This window comes from Ruficoccus sp. ZRK36 (assembly GCF_019603315.1).
In the GTDB taxonomy this organism is placed as follows: domain Bacteria; phylum Verrucomicrobiota; class Verrucomicrobiia; order Opitutales; family Cerasicoccaceae; genus Ruficoccus.
Genome location: NZ_CP080649.1, coordinates 2,590,530 through 2,614,994 on the forward strand (window position 1 = coordinate 2,590,530; position 24,465 = coordinate 2,614,994).

Annotated in this window: 20 protein-coding genes and 2 tRNA genes; 13 read left to right on the forward strand and 9 right to left on the reverse strand. The window is 56.3% G+C overall.

Features of this window, described 5'->3' with window-relative positions; translation table 11 throughout:
- Positions 1–37 precede the first annotated feature (37 nt).
- Positions 38–4,321 (reverse strand): fibronectin type III domain-containing protein, encoded by a 4,284-nt coding sequence (locus K0V07_RS11395; protein WP_220621517.1) that lies wholly within the window; start codon positions 4,319–4,321, stop codon positions 38–40.
- A gap of 760 nt (positions 4,322–5,081) precedes the next feature.
- Between K0V07_RS11395 and K0V07_RS11400 the strand changes: the two genes are divergently transcribed.
- The 10 genes from K0V07_RS11400 to K0V07_RS11445 all read left to right on the forward strand — a co-directional run bounded on the left by K0V07_RS11400 (position 5,082) and on the right by K0V07_RS11445 (position 11,216).
- Positions 5,082–5,357 carry a hypothetical protein gene (locus K0V07_RS11400; RefSeq protein WP_220621518.1) on the forward strand — a complete coding sequence of 92 codons (276 nt, stop codon included), beginning with the start codon at positions 5,082–5,084 and terminating at the stop codon, positions 5,355–5,357.
- The gene (locus tag K0V07_RS11405) at positions 5,347–5,679 is read left to right on the forward strand and encodes a hypothetical protein (RefSeq protein WP_220621519.1); all 333 of its coding nucleotides are present in this window, start codon (positions 5,347–5,349) and stop codon (positions 5,677–5,679) included. The genes K0V07_RS11400 and K0V07_RS11405 overlap by 11 nt, the downstream gene beginning before the upstream one ends.
- The gene (locus tag K0V07_RS11410; RefSeq protein WP_220621520.1) at positions 5,676–6,623 is read left to right on the forward strand and encodes a hypothetical protein; all 948 of its coding nucleotides are present in this window, start codon (positions 5,676–5,678) and stop codon (positions 6,621–6,623) included. The genes K0V07_RS11405 and K0V07_RS11410 overlap by 4 nt, the downstream gene beginning before the upstream one ends.
- Positions 6,623–6,847: a hypothetical protein gene (locus K0V07_RS11415; RefSeq protein WP_220621521.1), complete on the forward strand. Its 225-nt coding sequence runs from the start codon at positions 6,623–6,625 to the stop codon at positions 6,845–6,847. The genes K0V07_RS11410 and K0V07_RS11415 overlap by 1 nt, the downstream gene beginning before the upstream one ends.
- Before the next feature lie 110 nt (positions 6,848–6,957).
- On the forward strand, positions 6,958–7,239 hold the full coding sequence (locus K0V07_RS11420) for a type II toxin-antitoxin system RelE/ParE family toxin (RefSeq protein ID WP_220621522.1): 282 nt from the start codon (positions 6,958–6,960) through the stop codon (positions 7,237–7,239).
- A gap of 10 nt (positions 7,240–7,249) precedes the next feature.
- Positions 7,250–7,564 carry a HigA family addiction module antitoxin gene (locus tag K0V07_RS11425; protein WP_220621523.1) on the forward strand — a complete coding sequence of 105 codons (315 nt, stop codon included), beginning with the start codon at positions 7,250–7,252 and terminating at the stop codon, positions 7,562–7,564.
- A gap of 85 nt (positions 7,565–7,649) precedes the next feature.
- Entirely contained in the window at positions 7,650–8,639 is a 990-nt protein-coding gene (locus tag K0V07_RS11430; RefSeq protein WP_220621524.1) for a hypothetical protein, read from the forward strand.
- Positions 8,640–8,918: 279 nt separating this feature from the next.
- Positions 8,919–9,563 carry a DCL family protein gene (locus K0V07_RS11435; RefSeq protein ID WP_220621525.1) on the forward strand — a complete coding sequence of 215 codons (645 nt, stop codon included), beginning with the start codon at positions 8,919–8,921 and terminating at the stop codon, positions 9,561–9,563.
- Positions 9,564–9,617: 54 nt separating this feature from the next.
- Positions 9,618–10,574 (forward strand): DUF3644 domain-containing protein, encoded by a 957-nt coding sequence (locus K0V07_RS11440; RefSeq protein WP_345778176.1) that lies wholly within the window; start codon positions 9,618–9,620, stop codon positions 10,572–10,574.
- Between the two features lie 117 nt (positions 10,575–10,691).
- Positions 10,692–11,216: a hypothetical protein gene (locus K0V07_RS11445; RefSeq protein ID WP_220621527.1), complete on the forward strand. Its 525-nt coding sequence runs from the start codon at positions 10,692–10,694 to the stop codon at positions 11,214–11,216.
- Between the two features lie 1,481 nt (positions 11,217–12,697).
- On the opposite strand, the gene K0V07_RS11460 is transcribed toward K0V07_RS11445, so the two are convergent.
- Positions 12,698–12,783, reverse strand: a tRNA-Tyr gene (locus K0V07_RS11460).
- A 165-nt stretch (positions 12,784–12,948) separates the two neighbouring features.
- Here K0V07_RS11460 and K0V07_RS11465 point away from each other — a divergent pair.
- The 3 genes from K0V07_RS11465 to K0V07_RS11475 all read left to right on the forward strand — a co-directional run bounded on the left by K0V07_RS11465 (position 12,949) and on the right by K0V07_RS11475 (position 16,248).
- Entirely contained in the window at positions 12,949–14,286 is a 1,338-nt protein-coding gene (locus K0V07_RS11465) for a chloride channel protein (RefSeq protein ID WP_220621529.1), read from the forward strand.
- Between the two features lie 68 nt (positions 14,287–14,354).
- Positions 14,355–16,100, forward strand: a complete 1,746-nt coding sequence (locus K0V07_RS11470) for a chloride channel protein (protein ID WP_220621530.1) — start codon at positions 14,355–14,357, stop codon at positions 16,098–16,100.
- A gap of 72 nt (positions 16,101–16,172) precedes the next feature.
- Positions 16,173–16,248, forward strand: a tRNA-Thr gene (locus tag K0V07_RS11475).
- Positions 16,249–16,332: 84 nt separating this feature from the next.
- Here K0V07_RS11475 and K0V07_RS11480 read toward each other — a convergent pair.
- The 7 genes from K0V07_RS11480 to K0V07_RS11510 form a co-directional block, all read right to left on the reverse strand.
- Positions 16,333–16,785, reverse strand: coding sequence for a TspO/MBR family protein (locus K0V07_RS11480; RefSeq protein WP_220621531.1), 453 nt, complete (start codon positions 16,783–16,785; stop codon positions 16,333–16,335).
- 140 nt (positions 16,786–16,925) lie between these two features.
- The gene (locus tag K0V07_RS11485; protein ID WP_220621532.1) at positions 16,926–19,277 is read right to left on the reverse strand and encodes a helicase C-terminal domain-containing protein; all 2,352 of its coding nucleotides are present in this window, start codon (positions 19,275–19,277) and stop codon (positions 16,926–16,928) included.
- A 37-nt stretch (positions 19,278–19,314) separates the two neighbouring features.
- Positions 19,315–20,166, reverse strand: a complete 852-nt coding sequence (locus K0V07_RS11490) for a hypothetical protein (protein WP_220621533.1) — start codon at positions 20,164–20,166, stop codon at positions 19,315–19,317.
- Positions 20,167–20,236: 70 nt separating this feature from the next.
- Entirely contained in the window at positions 20,237–20,845 is a 609-nt protein-coding gene (locus K0V07_RS11495) for a hypothetical protein (RefSeq protein WP_220621534.1), read from the reverse strand.
- Entirely contained in the window at positions 20,835–21,542 is a 708-nt protein-coding gene (locus tag K0V07_RS11500; RefSeq protein ID WP_220621535.1) for a DUF502 domain-containing protein, read from the reverse strand. Before K0V07_RS11500 ends, K0V07_RS11495 begins: the two co-directional genes overlap by 11 nt.
- Before the next feature lie 13 nt (positions 21,543–21,555).
- Entirely contained in the window at positions 21,556–22,020 is a 465-nt protein-coding gene (ybeY, locus tag K0V07_RS11505) for an rRNA maturation RNase YbeY (protein ID WP_220621536.1), read from the reverse strand.
- Positions 21,983–24,460, reverse strand: coding sequence for an HDIG domain-containing metalloprotein (locus tag K0V07_RS11510; RefSeq protein WP_220621537.1), 2,478 nt, complete (start codon positions 24,458–24,460; stop codon positions 21,983–21,985). Before K0V07_RS11510 ends, ybeY begins: the two co-directional genes overlap by 38 nt.
- Between the last annotated feature and the right edge of the window lie 5 nt (positions 24,461–24,465).

Here is a 24,465-nt window from a genome sequence, read left to right on the forward strand (position 1 = left end):
ATGCATGAGTTTCGTTCGCTTTGCATGTCAGTGTAAATCACTGTTGACTGTCGTTGATCTCTACACGGGCAAAGCGATTTTGCCCGTTTGTGAGGGGGACGGTATCGCGAATGACAACGCGCTCCCAGTCCGCATCGATCGGTGTCGTGGATATGAGCACGCCCGTTTCGTCCCATTGCTGGAAATTGGATGAGAACTTGCATGCGTAAGTCACACCTAGGCCTGATTTATCAGTCCGGCGAATAAACTCCATATGAAGGTAGCCGTTTTCCTGGAAGGTGCGTGGCATGCCCTCAGTACCTTCATCAGGGACCGTCGAGGGTGCTCCTGTGGCTGCCAGGTTAAAGGCGTAGCGCAGCATGGGGTGGGCCTCCTCCGCATCTTTCGGATTGATCTGATCGATGTTCGTGGTGCCGTAATTGTCCAGCATCCACTGTACGTAGTACGAGCGGGTCTCTTCGACAACCGTGTAAGAAGGCTGCGAATCAAGGCCAGAGTAGCGGGCTATGATCTGATAGACGTAAATAGTCGACGGCGTAAGCCCGGTATCATTGTAAAAGGTCTGGGTAGCAGGTAAGACTGCGATTTCTTCCCAGTCAGTATCGTATGATCGCCGCTCAATCACGTACTGGGCTGGCTGATCTCCGGCAGAGGATGCGATCCAATAGATGCCGATATGTGTTGGGGAAATTCCACTGCTTATCACGAAATCGGGCGGTTGCAGGTTCGGCAGTGCCGTATCAATAAACAAGTCGTCGATCGCCCAATTATCGAAGTCGCTTCCACTGTTTATGGGTTGGGTCCAGCGCAGTTGGACATTTGTAGTCCTCGCCTCCTCAGGCACCGTGATCTTGATTTGTGTCCACCTGCTGAGCAGGGGATACTCAGTGTCGATAACCAGCATGTTACGCCAGATGCCATCGCCGGTGGTGTATTGAAGTTGTACGGACTCTCCAGACTCGGAGTTGTCCCAGTAAATGCTCCCATCATTCAGTTGATTACCAGCACGCATCATGAAATTGATGCTGTTGGCGTTTGTCAGGTCGAGTGGGACGGTTGTAGCGACACGCAGGGAGGATTGGCCAAACCAGAGGGCATTACCGCTGTTGAAACCTCTCCCATTTTGCACACTCGCTCCTACAAGAGATTCCCAGAGGACATCCTGCAAGATGGGGTCGAAGTCGTCCTCAAGCAGGACAACAATAGTGACCGGTGCTGCACTGACGGTGCCTGATGCCGCAGACTCGCCGACAGTGTTTGCTGCGATCACCCGGTATTCATACTGGGTGCCTTCTACCAAGCCTGAATCTGTATACGAGGTGATGCCGGACTCAAGCTCTGCCAGCACAACCCAATCTCCGGAGCCGGTACGGCGTTCGATTCGGTATCCATCTTCATCGGCCACATCCACCCACGTAATTTGCAGTTCGCTGTTGCTGATGACTTTGACGTTAACTTGTGCCGGAGTGGCGGGCTGCGTGCGGACCGGCACCGTTACGCTCCTTATGTTGGAATAGTTGGAGGCCACATTCTTATTAAGGGCCTTAACGCGATACTGGTAGCTCTCTCCCTGCACGACACTGGTGTCCGTATAGGTTGTGTCGTTCGCGGTAGGCGTTGCGATCTCAGTCCAGGCGTCAGAGCCGGAGAGGGCGCGCTCGAGGACGAAGCCGGTCTCGCCGTTGACGGATGACCAGATCAGGACGACTTCATTCCAGTGAGCAGTGGCGTTGAGTAGGCTGGGGGTGCCGGGGGGCGTGGCAGTGGTGGTGACTGGCTGTACATTACTCCAGTCCGAACTGCAAGACGGCGCACTTGCCCGGATGCGGAATTCATACTCCGTGGACTCGGTCAGACCGGTTACCTGATAGGTGGTTTGGTTGGCGGAAACGGTTGCCATGTCTGTCCAAGTATCCGCCCCGAGTTCCCGCTGTTGGATGTTGAATTGGGTTTCCAGTGACTTGTCGCTCCAAGTCAGTGTGACGGTGGTGTGCCCGGGAGCGTCAGCGCTAAGTTCCGGAGTTGGGAGGGAGAGGGGAGTCGTCAGCGGGTAGAACGCGATCTCATCGCCGACCTGGGTTATCAGCTTGCTCGTGGTCGTGTTAAATCCGCTGACCCGGGTATTTGTCGGCATGGCGAGTACCTGGCGGCGCAGGTTAATGTCATAGATTTCCGTATCGGCAAAGGCATAACGGCCATCACCAGTTGTGGAGTAGATGATGTCAGTCGTTTTCCATTCTGTGTTCAAATCGGAGTCCAGGGCAACCCCGGCCCAGAAGACTCGACTGCCGTCCTCTGAAACAACCACCGTACGGGAGCCATAGTAGGAGCTGATCTCCGCTGGACGTATCTCCCGGAGCAGGGTAAAGGCATCGCCGGTCATATCGTATTTGATGATGGCGGCGCCGGAAGAATTATTCTCCCCATGGTAATAGTAACGCCCGTCCGGGCCAAAAGCTCCACCGCCCTCGCGGACATGGTCACTGTCGAGGACGTGCTTGTTATTTGTATCATACAGGTTAATGTCGATCCACTGGTCCTCCTCTTCGACGACAATACGGCCGCTGACTCCCGCGGCGACCCGGTACACGTCTCCCTCGGAATAACCTGTGGCTCCCGCAGGCTTGAACGAGATGCTTTTTTCGATTTTGAACTCCGTCCGGTCAATGACCAGAAGCTGTCCGCTTTTCCAGTTGGCGACCAGCAGTTGCTGGTCCGGATAGCTGATGGTGAAATCGGTTACGGAGGAGCCCACTGGCAAGACACGCTCGATCTCTTCGGTGTCTGCGTTGATTTCCAGCAAATAGGCTTTGGAGATGGTGGCGGAGGTGTCCTCGCTGATAGCATATACGATCTCACTATTGCGGTCAGATCGGAAGTGCGTGAGTGCGAGTGGCTGGATCTTTAGCTTCAGGGGGATCGTCAGCTCGCCGGAGGGCAGTGTCAGCCGGATCGTTGACTCGTGAAAGCCAACATCCAAACCGGAGGCATCAATGTCAATGGATACGGAGTGAGGTGTTGTGCCGGAGGTTTCCGGGAAGCTTATCCATGCGTCGTCGGCGGCCACAGCCCAAGGCTTTGAGGTGTCGGAGCCCAACTCCAGAGACGTCTGGAAATGATCATAGCCCGCGACGACCTCGACCTCGATCTGCTGTGTGCTCAGGGCGACGTCCGTTACCGTGAAGGAATAGATCGGCCCCTCATAGGTGGCGTATGGGCTGACAGCGTCCACTCGCCAGTAGTAGGTCTTTCCCGCCGGCAGAGGACTCGTGAAGTCGTAGTCGGTACCGACTACCTGACCCAGGTACTGCGGCGAGGATGTGTCGGCATCACGAACTGCTTCCAGAGAGTCGCCCAGGTACACGTCGTACTGGTCCATGCCGGTGGTGCTGGTCCAGGTCAATTTCTCCGGAGGGATGACTGCGACCCCATTCGCCGGGGATATGTGACGGTTTACCTGACTGGCGCTGATGACGTCGGTCAGATTAATGCTGTTTAGCTGGCGTGTGGCCGGATTGAAATAGACGAAAAACTGGTAGTCAGAGGTGAATGCCTGGGCGAATCGGTAAGTATAGCCGCTTCCATTCCCGGTCATGCCGGGAATGGTATAGAGCTGCGTGCCCGACTCGTAGTCGTAGAGTTTCGTCGTGGTGGCTACGATGCTGCCATCCTGAGTCATGGACCAGATTGCCGTTGGAAATGACTGCTTCTGGATATCTGTGTCAGAGGGGTCGGCGGAGATGGTTTTCAGAATCGCGATCTTGTCGTCATCACGCATCAGTACCGGCGCTTCGAACGGTTCACGGTCGATGTCGCTTACTGCGGACTGCTTGACAAAAGTGACCTTGCCGTTGCTGGCGATGGTGTAGTGACCGATGATGCGCGAGTGCGCGCCTGCCGACCAGCCGTACTGGGGCATGGCAATCATCTCGGTCTTGTCGCTGGTCACCGCGAAGTCCATGAATCCCGTGCTATTGGAGGGCGCGGAGCCATTCCACTGCATGGACTGAATCACCGATCCTGTGGAACGGTCGAAGACGTGAAGCGTCGGCCCCCAGGAGCCATCCAGATAGTATATGATGTCACCAGGCCCCAAGTCTATATTTGCAGTAGTGTCATCAAGATCACCCCACGCACCGTACACGGGGAGGCTAATCTTTTCTTTTAACGTAAAGGTCGTCAGGTCGATGACGTCGATGGTTTTGGCAGCGCTGCATATGACGAGTAGCTCGGAGTAATCGTCACTAATGACGAAGTCGGTCGGGCGTTCATCGACAGTCACGCAGGCGAGGGGAGTCTGGGTAACGGGATCATAGGCCACAATGCAGCCTTTATTAATGCCATTGAGCTGGATGCCGTAGGTGATCGGGCGTAGTGGGTCGTCCTCCAGCCGGTAGATGTTCAGGGGCGATACGGTTGCAGTTAAGAATAGCTGCGTGTCATTGGTTCCATCGTTGACGGTGATCGTAGCTGTATATGTCGCCAGCAGGTCTCGCGTGGAGAAGGTAATGTCGATGGTATTGTCCGCTTTGTTGAGCTTGGGCGTGGCCCAGGAAACATCAGCTGTTACCGATAGCGTTGACTCATCAATGGTTCCCGAGGTGAGAGTATAGGGGATCGAGACTGGAACATGGTCATACCCTGGTGCGACGACTACCTCGAATTGGTTATTCGAAAATGACACACCTGCATGGAGGTAGCCGGTTAGCGTTGCTGATAGGAATGATAATACTAGGTATAAGCTTATGTTTTTCATTGCTACGTAGAGAGTGCGGGTAATTACGGCAATTTCATCTGTACTGATAATGTTTAGTTATATCAATACTATATCATGGTTAAATTGTCATCGGAATGAATAGGCGTATCTGGATGTTGTATTTGTGATCGGGTATCACGATTATGAACTGACTACGGCCGGGTATTTCCGAATCGAAGCGGTCAGTTCATGCGGCTATGGGGCTTTTTCCCTCGATTGCGTTGCGGTGTTTGAATGCCATTTGATGGACCGATAAGTCATGAATGTATCACGGTCGCTATAATCGAATGCAGCCCAACCGTACCTCGGCCACAAGACACGCGATATGGCCGAACGCTACACGATCAAGTCAGCCATCGATTTAAAAGAAGAGCTTGAGAAGCTGGAACCGGTTTTTCCCTCGGAAACGTGGACCGATATAGAGACCAGTTTTGCAGACCAAGGGGTCTTTTATGGTCGCAAACTACGACGAATAATCACGAAATTGAAAAATCTCAAGTCGTTGCTTCTGGCGCGGTTAGTCACAAAAAAGCCCCTTCTGACACGAAGAGGCGGAAAAGAAAAATGGTGGTGGGAACTGGATTCGAACCATGTCGCATAACTCCGCAACCCATTGCGGCGTAGATGGTAGCGAGTCCGAAGGGGACGAGGACACTCCCGTATGCACTCCCGAGGCTCTGGACGCGGGCGAATTCTTCGCTGAACTGGCAGAGGTTTTAGAGGCGTGGGGCGAGCTTCCCGCGCACATCCGGCAGTCAATACTGGCGTTGGTCAAGGTTGGCCGCTCCGAGGGCGAGCCGCCCCGCGCTGAGCAAGAAAGCGCGCCCAAAGGCTCGCTTGCGACTGCGCGGAAAGAGGCGGCGGGACTGGCTCTAGGCCCAGCCAAGAAGCGTAACCGGTCAACCGGAGAGGGCGCACGATGAGCGAGCTTGAAAACTTCTACGGGGTGCAGGTGCGCGGCTATCACGGTCCCAACTGGATCACGGAGCGCGGAGTTTACCTCAAGCGCAAGGAAATCGAGCGTAAGGGGCTTCCTGTGCTCAAGCGGTGCAAGTTCCTCACGCTGACCACGGACGGACACGGCCTTATGCCTCCGCAGGAGGTTTACGAGCTGGGGAGCGCACGCATGCGGCGTTTCTTGGCCAAGGTCCGCAAGGTGATTGGGAAATTTGGCTGGGCGTGGAAACTCGAGTTTCACGAAGACGGGTATCCGCATTGGCATCTCATAATCGATTACCGCAAGAAGATACCGCCCGACTTTCTGGACATGTTCACGAAGTGGTGGGGCCTCGGTCGGGTCAACGTCCAAGGTATCCGGGAAAAGCGTTTCCGCTATCTGTTTAAGTACGTCTCGAAGATGGCGAGCGGCGACTGTGACGAGGAAACCGGCCTCGATCTGCCGGGCTGGGTGCTTGACTACCGCAAGCGGCGCAAGGATGGGCGACTAACGGCGGGCATTCGTTTCTGGCAGACCGGCGGCGGCTTTTACACCAAGCCCGCTAAGGCCGACGACGAAGAGGGCGACGAGCCCAAAGGGAAGAAGCCGCAACAGACTTCCCGCGTGCCGTATACGCTGCGCCAACGCTGGGGCATGTGGATGCGCAAGGGCACGGTCTACGTCAAAGGGTGGGGCGGTAAGTACCTCCGTTCCCAACAGGTTTACTTTCAGCGGCCTTATCACGAGGTCGCGCAAACAGTCATCAACGCATTTGTGGGCGGCAAGGCTGCACCTGTCTCAAATGCTCTTGGATTCATGTGCGGCCTAGAACTCATCAATAAGGAAATACAACTATGGAAACGAAAACAAATCAACCGACTGGCAACCTACTATTCAAGGACGGGGACGGTCTTTTTCTCCGTGGATTAGTGGTTAGCGTCGATGTGGCGGAAAAGACCTGGGAGGGCCTGAGCTATAAGCAGGTCAAAGCGGCCATCAGCAGCGGGAAGCAGTCGTATTACTTCCTCGCCTCCGATAAAAAGGAGCCGCTACCGGAAGTGCAGATCGGGCGGCGTGCCTGTATCGAGGCCGAGCGTGTCCATCAGGAAAAGGGGATCACGACCGTTTACGGCAAGTTTGGGTATGAAAACTAGCCGCAGGGCCGGGGTAGTGCAGTGCTGCCCCGGCTTTTTGTCTATGTTTCACAGAAGAATATGTTCGCTTGACAAATATATCCAAAAAGCTAACCTAAAACCATCGAAACATGATAAAGTCATTCGCCTGTAAGCACACCGAAGCGCTCTTCGGCAACCAGCGCCATCGGAGGCTTCCCGCGAACTTGCAGGCATCCGCTCTGCGCAAGCTGCGCCTCATCGACGCGGCTGACTGCGTGGAAGACTTGCAACTGCCGCCCGGCAACCGCCTCGAAAAACTCAGCGGCGACCGCAGCGGGCAACATTCGATCCGTATCAACCAGCAATACCGCATCTGTTTCCGCTTCGAGGGCCAGCACGCCCACGCGGTCGAGATTGTGGACTACCATTGAGGAAACAACCATGAGCAAGCATCCGAAAATGATTCCCGAGCCACACCCCGGTGAAATCCTGCTGGAAGAGTTTATCAAGCCCGCAGGCATCACCCCGTACCGTGTCGCCAAGGACTCCGGTATCTCGCAGTCAACCATGACGCAGATCGTCAACGGCAAGCGCGGTATCTCCATCGAAACCGCCCTGCGCCTCGCGACGTACTTCAAGACCACCCCGGCCCTCTGGCTCAATCTGCAACGCAACTACGAACTCCGCATGGCCGAACAGGAAATCCTGCCCGCAATCCGTAAGCAGGTAAAGCCGCTGGAACTGGCCAGCGCATAAAAACCGCTCTCCTGTGAATTAACGATGCAGACTTCATGTCATACTGGTCGGCTTAAGTGATGTGTAAAATATAAATGATTGTACCATGGGATCTTATCATAACACCGCAATTGTACTGGGTAATCTCAAAGAGGCGTTACTATATTATGACTTCGTTATCCCAATGAATTTCGCAGGCCAGTTTATGGGCCTAAGGGCAAATAGTAGTAGTAATGGTGTGGAGATTGAGAAGTTTAAAGAAATAAGCGAGAATAGCATTCACGAATTAGATGAGGCTTTTGGAGGAGGAGATGGTGTCGTTGATTTGTATCCACCGCATCTGAGAACACGTCCTGGGTTTCGTCAGCTTATACAGTTTTTTGATAATCTCTTGTTTTTGTACATGGTGAAGCAGGGGCATGGTGACGAGATGTTTAAAGCGTTTATTGTAAAACTATCGGAAATGAAGGGGGGAGGAACAAATGAGGCTGGACGCTTCCCATGTCCATCTTTGCGTGACGTAACGGATCTTTTTGACATTATCGTCGAAGATTTTGAGTTGGCCGATATGGTTGTTGACTGCTCTGGATTTTCGCATGCCGCATTAAATGATGATGACGTCACAAACTGCATCTCAATCCCGGGTGTTGCTTTCATTGATACTGAAAAGCTTACAATACCTGAAATTATGGAATTTCGGAGGGATAAAGCTGTTATGGATAAAATGAGAAGTTTTCGACTTTTTGCCTATGAGCAGTACGGTGGAAAAGAAAGGGCATTTATTGAAGATGATATTCAGAGAAGATTAGATGAATATCGAGAATGCGTTAAGTCGCTTGGGTTTGAAACAACAATCAAAACTCTTACATTCCTTTGTGATTCAAAAATTTTGGCTGGGGCATTGGTTACGTCGGCTGTGTCCATGCTCATGGGGAATAGTCAGCTCGCGATCGAAGCATTTAGTGCAGGAGCTGTTTTAGAGTTGGGGAAACTTACTTTGGAGTACTCTAGACAAAAGAATTCGCTGGCTAGGCTCACTAGGCGAAATCCCATTTCATACATTGATGATGTATTTAATTTACATGAGAAGCCGTAAATGGGCTGGATGCAGCCGCTTTGCGGGTGCGCCAGCCCGTTTACGGCTCTTTCCTTGTCAAAGATCAGTATAAGTGACAGGGGAGGCTTTCTGGAATACACTGGCGGCCGGTTGAACTTATCTTCCTGAGGTATTTGCTCGCCATTATGTTTGTTTTGTCATTATTTATTACAATGAGACTGCGCTTAGCTTGAAGTGAGATTGTTATAGATCTATGCGACAGCGAACGTCTAACTCATGTGTTTCGAAAACTACTATCCAACCTTAAATTATTTAATAATGGGAAAAGCAAAACCAGTCGAACTGCCTAGCAAAACTTTTTCGACGACAGGCGAAGCTACTCAATTTTTCAAAGATATGCTTGGCCGGTATTCTAATAAACACAGAGACAGAATAAACGAAAAGGACAGTGTATTGCTTTATGAGCTTCTCCTTAGGCACCCAGAGCAGGAACAGAAGATTGGGGCCGGTGTGGACTATTTCTATAAGGATAAAAATGAAGATTATCCTACTCGTGGTTTTCATCTCCATCGAGTTGATGGTAGTTCGACTGATTTTTCATATCCTACGTGCATCAAGGGAGAGAAACCTTCTGTTGGGGAATATTTCTACCGTGCTTGTCGTGGTGCTGTTTCTGACTACCTGACGAGAGAGAAAAATGCACTGCTTGATGACGGAATGGGGATTTGCCCAGAGACTGGTGAGTTGCTTACTAAAGATAACTCTGAATATCGTCATACAAGCCCGACGTTTCACGAATTATTGGATTCATTCAAGAATAACGAAAATTTAGAACTGAGTTATGCGATGTTTGTGGATGATGCAGATATGCAGTACGGTGTTAAATTTTTGGATAGTAGTATTCGTGGTCGATTTATTAATTATCATAGGGAAAATGCAAATATGGAATTGTTCAAAAAATAGAAAATGAATCCATACGGCTCATATCGCGCACTCTTGGGGAACTCAGTGAGTGCTATGCTCGCGGCAATCGAGATTTACAATAAGCCTCAGTTTTCGTACCGATCTGAGTGCTTTGTAATATTATTGTTAAACTCATGGGAATTGGCCTTTAAGGCCATTCTTTCAAAAAATAAAATTCGTATATTTAAGCCCAAAGAAAGAGACCGGCCTTACATGACGCTAGGCTTATTGGAAAGCGTCGATGAGGCAAAGAGACATTTTCCTTCAGGAATTGAATTTAAACCAGTCTCTGAGAATATTGGCAGGTTGGTTGACTACAGGAATAACGCAGTTCACTTCTACAATGAAGCAGGGTTTGAGGCACTTATATACGGATTGGCTCAAACATCTATAGTTAATTATCGTGATGTCATTTCTGCTTGTTTTGGTCGGGATATTGCAAGTGAAGTAAACATCAGTCTTCTTCCATTAAGCTTTGGAGCAACACCGGACCCAATACAGTTTCTTGGTTCTACCGATAATAACAACCAAAAGCCAGCGGTATCAGAATTCTTGAAAATAATATCCGACACGACTGCTGAATTGGAAAAGGGTGGATTCGATACCGGTCGATTTCTTACAGTCTTCCAGGTTAATTTACAATCTACAAAAAAGGTTCAGTCGGCGGATATCGTTGCTGGCATTAAGGGGGATTCTTCGAATGGAGTCCTTTTGGTTTCGAAAAAAATCGACCCGAATAAAAGCCACCCACTCAATCGAAAAAAGGTATTGGATAAAATTGATAAGGATCACAGGGGGGCAATATTTAATGAGCGAACATTTGATGCGCTTGTTTGGAAGCACAAGCTGAAAGACAAAGGAAACCTCTGTTGGAAAAATGAGAGTATTGGAACATACCAATACTCGCCAGAAATAGTCTCCGTGCTTAAAGCGTATACGAAGGAGCAGATAAATAATGCGAGGTTAGAATACAGCGATCACCAACGGTTGAAGCGGTATGGCCCCGTTTAATCTCTCTGGATTACTTTTTGCTGATTATGTTTCATTGGGGGCCGGGCCACACCGCCTAAATGAAAATATTTTCAAAAATATGTTTACAAAAAACGCAAACAATGAGAGTATGCGTTTATGGATAACAAAAATAAGTCATCTCGAACTGCTGACATTTCCGAATTTACGGCAGACAACCTAGAAAAAGCGGGTGTGAAGCTTTCACGCGACAGACTCGAATCAATCGAAGCTAGTGTGAGGCGTGAGGCAGAAATTGAGGAGGCCGTGGGCTACGAGCGTAGGCTTTTGTCTACTTGCTACGATCAGGCGTACAGTGTTGGCGGCACGATTCGGTCGCTTTTGCGGGCACAGGAGGAAGAGGAGCAGCAAAAACAGGAAATGGAGCAGCAGACTGTTACGGTCAGCGTTCGCATCGATAAGGATATTGTTTTCCGCATCGAGGAATACGCAAAGCTGCTCAACGTCAGTAAGTCATTCCTTCTCCGCTCCTATATTGAGGCCGGCTCTTTTGAGACGTGCGTGCACCTGGCTAAAAAGGGGTATTTTGAGGAGGCAATTGGAAAACTGTTGGCTGCTGATCAAGCACATGGTCTGCGACCGCTTGCCGAGGCCCTTCGTGAGGATATGCAAGGCGATGAGTAGGAAAACCATAACGATGAAGGAGGCCGCTATGAGTGAAGACACGATCAGGATTCAAGAGGCGGCTAAGCGAATTGGGATGTCAAAGCGTAGTCTTTACCGTTTGATCGCTGACGGAAAGTTTCCGAGGCCCTTGAAGGAACATGGTCGGGCTCGTTACCTTGAAGCTGAAATCGAAGCTTATCTTGAGCGTACCAGAAAGGTGCGGGCATGAGGGTTTTTAGGCCGAAGCGTCGTAAGGGTGGGAAGGTTGTAGTCTCGAAGTACTACAGCGGTTCTTACCGTATGCCGTGGATGGCGACGAAAACCACCGTTGGCTTGCAGACGACGGACAAGGTCATAGCTGAGAAGCGCCTGAGAGAGTTCTGTCAGGTACAGGAGAAGCAGTACGAGGGCTTGCCGGTGCCGTCGTTTCTGTGGGGGGCGCCTTCGCGCAGTATCCGCGATATGCTGGCGCAGTATGAAGAGCACTTGTTGAGTCTGGAGCGTGCCCCGGTGCATGTACACGATACGGTGACGCGCATTGCCCGTTTGGCCGATGATATGGGCTGGGGCGACATTGAGCAGATCACGGCGGCGGGTTTCGTCAAGTGGCGTTCCTCCAAGCCGTGTAAGCAGGGTACGAAACGCGTGCTGTCAGTGAAGACCGTTAATGAGTACCTCGTAAGCGCAACGGCCTTCCTTAACTGGATGAAGCAACTAGGCTTCATCACGGAGAACGCGCTTGAGAATGTCCAGAAGGGCGAGACTCGCGGCCACGAGAAGAAAAAGCGGCGCTTCTGGACCGATGAAGAGTTTGAGCAGTTCATGCAGGCGGGGGCACCTCCTCAGCGTGTGGATTATCGGCCTGCGGTCTGGTTGCTGCGCTGGACAGGGTTACGCATAAACGAGCTGCAAACGCTGCGCTGGGGGGACGTCTTTCTGGACGCAGAGCAACCTTACCTGATTGTTCGGGCGGAGATTTCAAAGAATAAGCTCGAAGAGCAGGTACGCCTGATACGAAAAGCCGTCAATAGACTGCGGGAAATGCGTCCTAAGGGTGCTTTAGCGGAAGATCGGGTAATTCCCTATGCCTTGCCCAAGGCAACGCAGCTACAGCGTGATTTGAAGCGTGCCGGGATTGTGTATAGCAACGAGTTTGGTGACTTGGACTTCCATTCCCTGCGGCTCACCTTTGGCCAGTGGCTGGCAGAGCAGGGCGTGCCTATGGCAATCATTCAGCAGGTGCTCCGGCACCGTAGTTTGGCTACAACGCAACGCCATTACGTGAAGCCGCAGGCCATTAAGCACTCGAAGGGCGTAAACGAAATTTTCGAGGCAGATTCGGACACTCCCGTATGCACTCCCGAGCCTGACTTAGACGGGCAAAGCGAGTCACGGCCTGTCACAATTGGTCACGAAATTGGCCGTTTGGAAGCTATTGCTGCTAAACTAGATAAGTTCGCAAATGCCCTGTTTTCAGGGGGTTATGGTAAGGGTAAAAATGGTGGTGGGAACTGGATTCGAACCAGTGAACGGTTACCCGAACAGATTTACAGTCTGCGTGCTTTAGCCACTTGCATATCCCACCACTCGAAAGCGGCGATTTCCCGTACGGGAAAAACCGAAGACAGTACGGCTCAGACGTACTTTGCCAAGTTTTTTTTCTGAAAAAGTTGGTGGGCGGGCGCAAAGACGGGTGGAGGCCGCTGGGCGCTTGACGATGGCTGGTCAGCCCGTTAAAGCCAATGGGCATATGAGTGGGCCAGTTGAAAGCTTCCCTGAGGGGGAAATCCCGGCGAGATACAAGTTGCTGTCGGCACAGGCGTGGAAGTGCTACGGGCTGTTTATACTGGGAGCAGTCGGTATTGGCTTGGCAGCGACGGTGTTTACGCTGCTGGAGCGTTGGTCCGGGCAGTTTCTGGCCTGGTCACATGGGACATCCCGCTGGCTGACCTTTGCCACGGCTCCGCTCGGGCTGATGGCCATTATCTTTATCCGCAACCGCTTTTTCGACGGCACTCAGGGGACGGGGATCCCGCAGACCATCGCTGCGCTCAAGATGCCAGCCGGGCCAAACCGGCGCTATCTGCTCTCTCTGCGGATTGCGATTGGCAAGTTCTTCCTTACCGCAATGGGGCTGTTTTGCGGGGCATCCATCGGGCGCGAGGGGCCGACCGTCCAGATCGGGGCGAGTATTCTGGCAACGATCAGCCATGTGGCGCATTTCCCCCGGCAACTGGTAGAGCGCGGGCTGATCCTCGGCGGCGGCGCGGCCGGGATCGCTGCTTCCTTTAACGCGCCGGTGGCGGGGATCGTTTTTGCCTTTGAGGAGATCGGGAGATCTTTTGAAAAGCACAATGCCAGTACGATTGTGCTGACGGTGGCAATCGCCTGTCAGGTTGTGCTCTGGTGCCTGGGCGGGTTTTACCTGTTTTACGGGGATGTGGAGACCTCGCTGGTCACAGTGACCGGCTGGCTGGCTCTCGTGCTGATTGCCGTGGTGCTGGGGGCACTGGGCGGGGCCTTTGCGAAGTGCCTGCTGCTGCTCACGGACCGGCTCGTGCGCCTCTGGCAGACGCATCCGTACCGGATGGCCGGTGGGGTAGGGCTGGTGCTGGGCGTGATCGGGCTCCTCTCCAGCGGGCTCAGCTACGGCAGCGGTTTTGAGCATGCCAAGCAAATCCTCATTGACGGCGAGAAGCTACCTTGGTTTTATCCATTTACCCGTATGCTGGCGACTTTCGCCACGCTTCTGAGCGGGATACCGGGTGGGCTCTTTGACCCGACTCTTTCAGCCGGGGCCGGTTTCGGACAGCTCTTCAGTGAGCTTTTTCCGAGCGTGCCTGCGCAGGCTATCATTTTGCTGGCCATGGTGTCCTTTTTCTCGGGCGTGGTGCAGAGCCCGATCACATCGGCCGCGATCCTGGTGGAAATGACCAGTGCTTATGAAATGATTTTACCGCTCTTGATCGCTGCAATTATCGCTTACGAGTTTTCGCATATGATCTGCCGCAATTCGCTATATGAAGAGATTTCAGAGGCCTTTTTAAAGGTCTTCCGTGAACGCCACGGAAAGGAGATGGCGTCATAAAAACGTTCCTAGGGCTCCATGGTTTTCCTGACTGGTTACGGCGGCGATTCTCCGACAATCAGCGTTTTTTGATCCTCTGCACCGTGGCCGGTGTGCTTTGCGGGCTGGCTGCGGTCGGATTCCACCTGGCGATCCACCACACGTTTCATCTGGTCTGGCATCTCTCCGAGCTGACCGGGCCGGTGTGGTTCTGGATCGTGATGCCGCTGATGCCAGCGGTTGGCGGGCTCATCGTCGGGCTTTTCCTGTGGAAGATCGCACCGAGCGCCTCGGGCAGCGGTATCCCGCAGACCAAGGCCGCCTACTATAACGATTTCGGACGCGTCACGCTCAAGGACGGCTTCTTCCGCTTCCTGCTGGGGACGATCTTCATCGGGATGGGGAATGCGCTGGGTCGTGAAGGCCCCACGGTGCACATGTGCGCGGCGATCTCCTCGACGCTGGGGCGCTGGGCCGGACTGGCCAAGGCCCGGATCCAGGGCATGGTGCCCGTCGGGATGGGGGCGGGGATCTCTGCCGCCTTTAATGCGCCGCTGTCGGCCATCTTTTTTGTCTTTGAAGAGCTGCTGGCGGACTTCAGCACGAAGGCCCTCGGCGGGATCGTGATCGCCGTCGTAGTGGCTGCTGCGATCTCGCGCAGCATCCTCGGGGAGGACCCTGTCCTGCAGGTGAACCTGAACCAGGACAATGTGCGGACGGCCTGGTGGATGCTGATTTCGCTGCCCCTGGGGGTGGCATCGGGCTTCATCGGCTCGGGCTTTGTAACCACGCTGCTCAAGGCCCGCCAGATCAACTCGCAGTGGAAGGGCATCCCGATATGGTTCAAGCCTGCGCTGGGTGGCCTGACCGTGGGGATCGTCGGTATGATCGGCTTTGCCTACACCGGTCTTTTCGGGGAAGCACAGACGGGGGTGTTCAGCATCGGTTATAACAGCCTGGATGTGGCCTTTGAGGGGCGTCTGGTCCTGAGTGTGCTGATCGCGCTGTTTGTTCTGAAATTTATCGCTGTCATCATCAGCTATGCGACGGGGGGCAGCGGTGGTCTGTTCTCGCCGACGCTGTTCCTGGGCGGGATGCTCGGGGGGATTTTTGGTGTCGGCCTGCTCTCGCTGCATACGCACCTGGGCTGGTTTGGCGGACTGCCGGAGCACAAAGACGTGATCGGGGCCTGCGTGCTTCTGGGGATGGGAGCGATGTTCGCTTCGATCATCCGCTGCCCGATTACATCGCTCGTGATCATCTTTGAGATGACACGCAACTACTCGTTTATCCTGCCGCTGATTGCGGGGAACATGATCGCGTACTTCATCTCGGCCAAGCGCCGCTCTGTGCCGCTGTACGACGCCCTGCTGATCCAGGACGGAGTCACGCTGCGCAAGATGCCCAGCTATCAGGGCATGCGTGACTACCAGAACCTGCCGGTGAGCGCGATCATGACGCACGACATCGTCAGCGTGGACGGTACGCTCAACAGCGAGGAAAACCTCAAACTGCTGGAGGGGCGCAAGCACCACGGCTACCCGGTGATCAATGCCGAGGGGAGCCTGTGCGGGATGATCACGCACCACGAGATGCTAGAGCATGTCGAGCATGAGCTAACCGATCCGCTGGCCAAGCTCGTGCTGGAGCAGCGTCTGGTCACCGTCTCGCCGGACACATCGATTCGCGCTGTGGCCGCCCAGTTGATCAAGGAAGACGTGCTCCAAGTCCCAGTCGTAAGCCAGAAGGACAACACCAAGCTGCTCGGGATTGTGACCCTGCACGACATCGCCCGCCAGCAGAACGCGGTGACGGAGCAGTTCGGCCGCGAATAGGCGAGGGGATTGTTTTCAGAAATAGGCTTGCACGGACCCGCCCCGGCCGTTTGATTACCCGTTTTTCAGCGGGCCATCCTAGCTCAGTTGGTAGAGCAGCTCACTCGTAATGAGCAGGTCGTCGGTTCGAATCCGATGGATGGCTCCATTTTTATTTTCATCGCGCATCATCTACTAAAAATCCCGCCCGGTCCTATGCCTGGCGGGATTTTTTTGTGCGGATCAAAAGTCCCTAGTTCAGGTGGACGATGGACGCGTTCAGCACGGTGGCAAAGCCGTTCCAGAGGGCGTAGGGGACAAAGAGCCAGGCTGCTACGCGATCCCGGCGCCAGCACAGGGCGATAAAGAGGACAATACCAGCGGTCATCAGGCCTGCGATGACAAGGGCGGCTCCCATCCAGTGCAGGCCGAAAAAGACGGGCGTCCACAGGAAATTGAGCACAAGGAGGGCAGCCCAGAGCATGCGTACTCCTGGGTGGATAGCCTGCGTGAAGACTCGAGCTCCAGCGATGCCGATGCACACATAGAGCAGGGTCCAAACCGGGGCAAAGAGCCAGCCGGGCGGGGTGAATGAGGGTTTGTTAAGATAATTGTACCAGGTGGCCCCCTCGAAGGCAAAACCCACGATAAGTCCTCCGCCAAGAGTTAGCAGAATAAAGGCGAGTGTTGTGATCGGGTTCTTCATGAGTGCGTGGTTGTGGTGCTATCGGCGTAGCGTACCGAGCATAGGCGAGTTTTATTCAGTGCGTTCACACCGCCTCTAGTGTCTCAAGTGTATCTTTCCTTACACGCTTTTTACGGCGGAAATAAAGGATATCTGTGACCTCACTGGGCGGGTGTCGCAGCCAGCCATTCACTGAGCTGAGCGTCGCTGTTGATCGTCGCTTCGGGGATAAAGACCGGGTCGAGCAGGCGCTGGTACGAGGTGTCGGCAAAACGACGGCAGTGCAGCAGGACGCGTGCATGCTGGCCGGGGCCACGCACGAGCCGCCCGAGGGCCTGGTTGATCTTGCGCATGGCTGGGAGCTGGTAGACGCGCCGAAAGGCTTCTGGACGGCCCAGATGCTCCAGGCGCTCCAGACGGGCTTTTTGCTCGGCGTTGACCTCGGGCAGGGCGGGGCCGACCACCATGGCCTGCCCGATACGCCCGCCCAGCTCGTCAATGCCCTCACTAAACCCGCTCCCCAGGACGAAGAAGACAGCATGCGCGCACAGAAGGCTTTCCTCGATGAAGTGGAGCTGGCCGTTGAGGTCGATGCCGCGCGGCTGCATGGCCACTACGAGCTGAGGGCTCGTCTGGGCCAGATAGGTGCGAACGGTTTCGGCGTACTGGTAGCTGGGGAAAAAGACAGCGGTGGGGCGGTCGTCGGCGGCGCAGAGGGCCTCTACGGTGGCGGCCGTGGTGGTGTAGTACCGGGGGCGGGCGTTGAGGCGGGTGTCCACCCGGGCGTCCACGGCGACGGTGTAGGCTTGGTCTCGCCAAGGGGCTCCGGCCTGCACGGCGTTGACGGCGGCAGGCTCGAGGCCTGTCTCGGCGCAAAAGTCCTCCAGCGGGCTGAGCGTGGCAGACATCAGCAGACTCTGGCCAAAGCTCTCCAGTCGTGCGGCGATTTCACCCGCAGCATTGAGGCAGGAGACGCGCAGCTCACCCCGGTTCGGGCTCCAGCAGAGCCGGTCCAGCCCCTCGCTGGCCATGATCGCGTAGAGGCGCGGCAGGCGATGGAGGGCCTCGGTGGTGGCGGGGGCGAGATCGTCCCAGGGGAGGCGCTCGGCGTAAACACTCTTGGCCAGGCGCTCCAGCAGCTCGGTGATCTCATACTCGGCGCTCATGCTGAGGCTGTCTCGCGGGCGGAGGCTGTCGAGCAGGTCGGCCCACTCCTCCAGCAGTGCGATAAATTTCGCCGAGGCATCCTCAAAGCGCAGGCCCCCGAGCAGATAATGAGCCCCGGCAGCGGTTTCACCAAAAGAGTAGAGGGCGGCCACGCGGGAGGCGAGGTTGTGAGCCTCGTCCACGACGAGCAGCGTGCGTGTCGGGTCAAAGCCCGCGCTTTCCAGAAACACCTGCTGGTGCCAGGGGGAAAAGACGTAGTTGTAGTCGCCGACCCATACATCGGCGTGGGGGAGCAGGCTCTTGGAGATTTCGTAGGGGCATACGCCGGTGCGCGCGCCCAGCAGGCGGACGCGCTCCAGGTCGGGCTGGTCCTCCTGCCAGAGCTCCCAGGGGACGATGCCGCTCTTGGCCCAGGCCTCCTCGATGTTCTCAGTGCAGGAGCCACCTGTGGCGTCACAGGAATGCAGGGCGGTGGCGATGGCGTGCTCGGCCCGGTTACGGAAAACAAGCGTGCGCAGAGCCTCGGGGCTGTCACTCATGCGGCGTAGTTGCCGGTCCACCTGAATCTGGCCCGTGGACTTGCCAGTGCAGTAAATGAGCCGGTCGTACATCCCGTCGCGGAGCTGTCCGAGCGCGTATTGCAGGACGAGTCCGGTCTTACCGAAGCCGGTCGGTGCCTCCAGCAAGAGGGTGCGCGCGGAGGCCGCCCGCGCGGCGAGATCATCCAGGGCACGGGTTTGCTCGGGGCGAAAGGTTTCGAAAGCCGGCTTGAAGACAAGGCCTGAACGGCGAGTGGCGGCCTGACGACGCTCGTTGAGAAAGGCGCAGACCGTCTCCGCCTGTCGATCGAAGATCGCCTCATCGGCCTCGGTTAATGTCAAGGTCTGGCGGAGGCCTTCGCTGATCTCGACGAAGACCAGCTCACCGCTGACGGGCAGGCCCCGGAACTCCGGCAGCACGCGGGCGAGCTTTACGTAGGCGGCCAGCTGGCATAAATACGGGGGGTAGGCCGCGCGCAGGTCGGCCTCGGGGCGGGGGAGGCGCTGCTCCAGGGTTTTTATCTCGCGCAGGGTCCAGCCCTGGAGGGTCTCCTCGACCTGGTCAATGCGTCCGTGCAGGTGGAGGGTCCAGCCCTCGTGCTGCCAAAGTCCGGAGATGGCGACCTCGGAGCTGACGCCAGGCCGCGCGGCCTCGTCCTCCTGCTGGATCTGCTGGTGCCAGGCTACGCCGGTACGCATGCGCCAGAGGCCACCGGCCCCGGCACGCCCGCCACGCGGGCCAAGCTGGAACTGCGCGAACTCGGTGATCGAGAGGCTCGCGCGGCGTTCTTCCTCATGCACCATCATGAGCGGTGTACCCCCGGTGTATCTACGAGCACAGGCGTCATCGCTGGCGCAGCCAGATTTCCTGAACCTGCGGCATGCTGAACAAGCCGGGCTCCAGTTGGGGGTTAACCTCGATCAGCTTGACGGCACTGTGGCCGTAAACTTCGTCCTCCATGCGCTTCTCCACCGCAGTTGGGAACCACACGCCCTGGACCTTCTCGTAGCTGGTAAAGTAGTCGTCCATGTCGACGATGGTCCGTTTGATGAGGGTTTCGCGGCCGATGCGGGTGATGAGCAGGGTCTTGGCGTCAAAGTACAGGAAGCGCGTGTGGCCGGAGGGGAGGAAAAGCTTGAGCAGGTAGTGCTTGCGGCCGGTGGACTTGACCTCACCCATATAGGCGAAGGTGTAGCCATTGGCTTCCCAGTTCAGGCACGGGTCGAGGAAGTAGCCTTCCTGTGCCGCTGCGAGTTCCTTGCCGCTGATCGTTTGGGGCAGGGCGCGTTTATCGCTGGTTTCCTGAGTCCAGAGTGTCTCACCGTCAAAACCGGTGACCAGCACCTCGTCCGTGCCCAGGTGGGTCGTGGTTATCTGCTGGTAGAAACGCTTAGGGCGGGCTTGGATGAGGACCTCTTCAAACTCAGTCTTACCCTCGCGCTGCTGGCTCGTGACGCGTACCGCCTGGATACGGACCAGAGCCTCGGGGCCGCCCAGAGCTCGCAGGTGCGTTTCGATGATCTTCCGGGAGGCCGTATCGGTGCTTGCTGGGATGGACTCGACGAGGAGCAGCTCGGGCGAGTCTTCATCGTCGTCCTTGGCCAAAGTAGCGGGCGTCCCTGCCACCATCAGGCAGAGGACAGCCGCGATGAACGGCAGCCGTGACGGCGAAAGACGATGAAGCGTGGGCATCATGAGCTCACACTAGGGCCTGCCCGCGAAAAGACAATCCCCGGCGCAAAGAACTTGGCCGGCGGTACACGTTCTACAGCGTGACCTCGTCGTGGGTGGAGAGCCAGTGCTTGAGGGAGCGAGAGAGGAGGCGAGCGGTTTCAGGGGTGGTGGTCAGCTCGTCGAGCGGGGTATTCAGGATGTGGGCGGCCTCATCGGCCTGAGTCGCGGAGAGATTGCGCAGCCAGTGCTCCCGCACGGGCCAGCCCTCCTGCCGCGCGAACAGGAAGAAACCCTTGAGCAGGGCGGCCTCGGGCTGCTCGGCACTGGCCAGAGCGACGAAGGTTTTTTGGGCGATGCTGAAGACCGTTTCCGGTGCCTGGCAGTGGACGGCGTTGGCGCGCAGAAACAGGGCCCACTCGGCGGCGGCCTGAAAGGTGGCGTAGCGACGGCCAATATCGGTCAGCCGCTGCAGCAGGCGAAACTCCCGCACGAACCATGCGTTACCGTTTTTGGCGGCCTCAAGGCGAAAAGCTCCCCGGTCAAAGAGATCGGGTGGGGTGCCTTTGTCGGCCTTGGTCTGGCGGTAAAAGACCTCGCGGCGGCCTGCTTCTGGATCGAGCAGGGACAGGCGCAGGTGGCTCTCACCGGTTGTTTCACGGCTGAGCACAAGGGCTTCCAGCTCGACGGTCTCAGCCGGCATGGTTGGACGGACCGGGCAGATTGCGCGGGGCGCGGTGGCGGACCTTTGTCGGCCTGGGCTCAGGTGCGGGTGGTGGCGGATACGGGGGGCTGACCGCACCGCCCGAGACGATGAGCTTCATGCCATCGGCGATAGTCATGTCCATCTCGATGACCTCATCGACGGGCACCATGAGCAGAAAGCCGCTGGTGGGGTTCGGGGTGGTGGGGACGAAGACGTTGACGACCTCCGCGCCGGTCTTTTCCTGCACCTCGCCCTTGGCGGCGCTGGTGAGGAAGCCCAGCACGTACACGCCCTTGCGGGGGTACTCGGTGAGCACAACCTTTTGAAAGACCGCCTTCTGCTGCTTGCTGAAGGTCTCGACGATCTGCTTGACCGTGCGGTAAACGGTGTTGATGAACGGCACCCGGTCGATGACCCGCTCGGTGCCGATGATCATGACCTTGCCCAAAAAGTAATTGGAGAAGAAACCGAGCAGAGTGATGGCCAGCACGACAATGAGCACCGCGGCCATATCCAGCCCAAACTCTACGATGGGCAGCCGACGGATGTCCGGCGGGAGCACGTTCTGCGGGATCATCGCAGTCACGCGTGAGCCGATCTTCGTGCGCAGAAAATCAATGACGAAGTAGGTGACTCCGAGAGGTGCGAGCAGGACGAGCCCGGCTATAAAGGCGTTACGTAAGCGGCGATACATGGAATAAGATTGGTCAGCGGGCAGGCGTGAACTGTGGTAGCCCGCCGGAATCCTCCAAGTAAGCCAGTGCCTGCTTTTCTGCAAGCCGCATCTGCGCAATGTCTTCCTCGGCATGGTCATCCAGCCCGGCCAGGTGCAGCCAGCCGTGGACCAGATAAAGCGAAATCTCCTGCGAGAGGGTGTTGCCGTGCTCGGGGCCGGTCTCCATCGCCTGCTCGGCGCCGACGCAGATCTCACCCGCGAAGTCCATCTCCGGGTCGCCGTCAAAGGTGATCACGTCGGTCGGCGTATCATCCTCCAGAAACTGCCCGTGCACCTCCGCCATGGCGGCATGCTCCAGAAAGGCGACGGAAATCTCGCCGTCAGGGATCTGGTGGGTCGGCCACTGGTCCAGGCGGTGAAAGAGACCGGCAACGGCCTGCTCGTCATAGGTAAGCAGCTCAGACGAAGGCTGACTTAGCTGGATCACTCTTTGCATCGCTCTGTGGAATGGGAGAATTTGTCTGGGATGTCTCACGCCGCTGGCCGTCTTTGTCCTTTTTGGCCATTTTCGGGTACTCAACGCGGCTGTGGAGCATATTCAGAATGGTGAAGACAAAACTGTCCCGGATGAGTCGGATCTCCTGCATGGTCATGGGAGACTCGTCGAGCTGCCCGTCCTCGATGCGGTCGGAGATGATACCGTCCACGAGGTCCTCGACGTTTTGCGGGGTGACCTTTTTCAGGCTGCGTGAGGCGGCTTCGATCGAGTCGGCCAGAAAGATGATGGCGGCTTCCTTCGTGCGAGGGCGCGGGCCATCGTAGCGGAAGCTGCTCTCGTCGATCTCGCCGGGGGAGGGCGCGGGCTGGCTGGCGCTGCCACCCAGCGGCAGGCTCGGCTGCTGTTTCTGGTTGAGCGCCTTGTTATAGAAATACTTGATCAGCGTCGTGCCGTGGTGCTGACGGATGACATCCAGGAAGACCGTGGGCAGCTTCGCATCACGAGCCATGTCGGCGCCTTCTTTGACGTGGTTCTTGATGATGAGCGCGGACATGGTGGGGTTGCGCTCGTCGTGGGGGTTGTGGCCGTCGTGCTGGTTCTCCGTGAAATACTCGGGCTTGGTCATCTTGCCGATGTCATGGAACAGGCAAGTCGCGCGGCACAGGAGCGGGTTTGCACCGATCTCCAGCGCGGCGCGCTCGGAGAGATTGGCGACCATCAGGCTGTGGTGGTAGGTGCCGGGGGCCTCGATCTGGAGCTTGCGCAGAAGCGGGTGGTTGAAGTCTGTCAGCTCCAGCAGGGTAATGTCCGTGGTGAACTTAAAGATATGCTCCAAGAGCGGAAGGACACCGATGGCAAGCATGCCGGTGAGGACGCCGACCACGCAGGCCGTGACAAACTGCTGGATCATGGTGCGGGTGTCCATGTCGTCGAGCAGTCCGAAGAACAGCGCGCAGATGGCAACCGCGAGGCCAGCCATGGCCCCGGCCTTCACGACCTTGGCGCGCAGGCGGATATCCCGGCAGTAATGAATCCCGGTCAGTGAGGAGACGAGCGAGATCAGGAAGATCTCCATCGAGTTACCCTCCATCATCCCGAACAGGGTGGAGATGAGCAGCGAAATCATGACGGCCGCGCGCTCCCCGATAAGCATGGAGATGACAATCCCTCCAAACGCCACGGGAGCCAGGAAGGTCACGGTGGCCTGAAGGGTGGGGCTGCGGCTGAGAAAGTCCAGCGAGCCGATCTGGTCCACGACACGGATAAGGATCAGGTTGACCAGCAGGATCAGGGCGGCGAGCAGGATGCGCCGGTTGGAGCGGCGGAAGGTCGGCATGGCCACCTGGATGTAGATCATCGTGGCCAGAATCAGGATAAAGGTCAGCACGGTCTGCTGCGCCAGGGTGGCATTAAAGCCCCAGATCATGCGCTCGCTCTTGCTCAGGGCCTGCCGGTAGGCCGAGAGTGTCTCGACCTGGTCAGGGGTCAGGCGGGTGCCCGGCTCGGTCAGGACGTCTCCGGTTTCGATCGTTACCTGGACGGGTTTGACCTTGGCTACGGCAGTTTGGATGCGCTCCTCGGTACGCTTGGCGTCGTACTCGAGGTTGGGCTTGATGCCCTTACGGAAGATGCGGAAAAGCGCGCGGGAGAGGCCGGTGTCGGCATCGAGGCCGGCGAGGTTAATACGCAGCAGGCGGACGGCGTCCTCCTCGGATTGGAGGCGTGTGCCCTGTGCGCGCCCGAAGACCTCGTAGGAGGAGATTGTTTCCCCGTCGACGGCGGGCGGCTCAAGCTGGTTGGCCTGAAAGATGCCTTCGCGCAGGATGTCCTTGAGGATGAGGCGGCCCTCGTTGAGGTAGCGCGTGAGCTGCTCGGGAGTGCAACGCTCGACCAGCAGCGAGAGGTCTTCGCTGTTAATACCGGTGCCGGTGAGCTGGTTAAACTGCTGGGCAAAGGTGTCGATGGCGATCTTGCGGTCCTCGGCAGGCAGATCGGTCAACTCCGGGAGGAGGTCGTCATTGATCCCGGTTTCGAGCTGCTCGATTTTGTCGTTAAAGCCCTGGTAAACGCCTGGGTTGATCCGGTAGTAGGGGCCGATCTGGCGCTTGCGCTGCTCGATCAGGCGGTTGGTCTGCGTCTGGCTCTCGTAGGAGAAGGGTATCTCCGCGGTGACGCGGATGCGCGCGGTCTGCCCCGGCAGTACGCGCGGCCCCGCCGGAGAGCGACCCACAAAACAGATCAGCACGATGGCGAGCGTGAGCCCGAGCATAAGCCCGGTGGCAAGCCATTGGTTAGTGTCGATGGCTTCTCGTACGCTGGACGGGCGTCCCTCGTCCCGGCGTTTACGCCGAGCTTCGACAATCTGCTCCTTCTTACTCTTTTTCTTAAATACCATAATCAATCGAGCGATGCCGCCGTTGTAAGGCGGCGCAGTCACTTGGG